Here is a 1,508-nt window from a genome sequence, read left to right on the forward strand (position 1 = left end):
CTGATAACCTCTCTAAAGAATTGCCTCGCATCCCTTGTGTAAAAAGCGCTGAAGATTTTTGGAAGTTTGTTAATGCTGGACATGAACTAGGGCATTTGCACGTGAATTATGAAACTGTAGAGCCTTATCCAGTGACCTTTAAAAAGGGTAATCCAAAACAAACAGAGATCTCTAATCCAGAAAAGTTTTATTACGTTACAGAAATGAAATTCGCAAAAATTAAGAATAGTAAGGAAAAGGATAAATCGACTGTTATTTACAATAGCAATATTACCATAACAGATATCCCTCTTGAAGCTTATGAGTATATCGTCAATGGCAAGCCTGCTCTTGAATGGGTTATGGGGCGTCAATGCGTTAAGACTGATAAAAAGAGTGGTATTGTCAATGATGCCAATCGCTATGCTGTTGAAACCGTTGGCAACCCTGCCTACCCTCTAGAGTTATTTCAGAGGGTTATTACCATAAGTTTAGAGACAATGAAAATCGTTAAGAACCTACCAAAACTAGAGATTAGAGAAACTGAATAACTTATAAAGCATGCTCACATAATGGGCATGCCAATCTTATTAAATCCGCTTATGTATTAGTTTAACTAACAGTCTATTTTATCATCTGTTATGAGATAAACTAAGATAGGAAATAATTACGTTATCAAGATCTCTTTAATGGACTTTTGTAAATTCTTTAAACGTATCATCTTGTGAGTTGATTACCTATAATCTTAAAAGGAATAATTTATCATGCGTTATTCTAAAAAGAAACCATTTGCACTTTTAGATACTCTTATTTGGATTGCTTTAAGACTTTTAAGAAATCCACTCTTAAATAGAATTAGATTTTTTTACATTGCCTTTAAAAGATTATACCGTAATCTAAAATGATAGCTTTATTGTTTTCAAAAGCTTTGTTTAAAGAGGATTATGTATATTCATTTTCTTATATTACTTATAGGTTTTGAAGGTTTCTCAAACCCCCAAAACCCCTACAAAACATATAGCATTAGTTGAGTTTACAGGTTGTATTTTGATATAGGTTGTTTTTTTTGGAAACTTGATAAAAGTTAACATATTGAAATATAATAAAATTTTATTTTTTATTGAAAAATATGTAAAGGGGGGGGGCGTAAAAAGCACCTCCAAAACCCCCAAAAAACCCTAAACCTCCAAAACTCATAACCATAATGGTCTTGATAGCATTTCTTATGAGTTACAAGCTATCTTTTGAAAGGCTTAAAGGATCATATGCTTTTCATAAAGCACATTTTAATCACTCACTAAAATCATAAGATTCGTCTGTTAAATAAACTGACATAACCGATAAAATAGACAAAAGCCCATTAAAAGAGATTTTTATCATCTATGGAATAATTTTATAGATCTTTTTTTATAGGTTGTTTCATTAAAATCTTGCACCAAAACCATGATCAGAACCCCACCACTTCAGTTTCTCAACTAGTGATCAAGGCTTTGGAGCGCGTCTTATTTTCTAAATTTCTGAAATCTTTT

1 protein-coding gene is annotated in these 1,508 nt (G+C 31.7%); it reads left to right on the forward strand.

The features are described from left to right. A partial coding sequence (locus ACFIMC_RS03075) for a type ISP restriction/modification enzyme (RefSeq protein WP_375680881.1) occupies positions 1-530 on the forward strand: 530 nt, incomplete at its 5' end. Positions 531-1,508: the final 978 nt, after the last annotated feature.

Origin of the sequence: Bartonella sp. AP21QHHD (genome assembly GCF_042196205.1) — a bacterium.
Lineage (GTDB): Bacteria > Pseudomonadota > Alphaproteobacteria > Rhizobiales > Rhizobiaceae > Bartonella.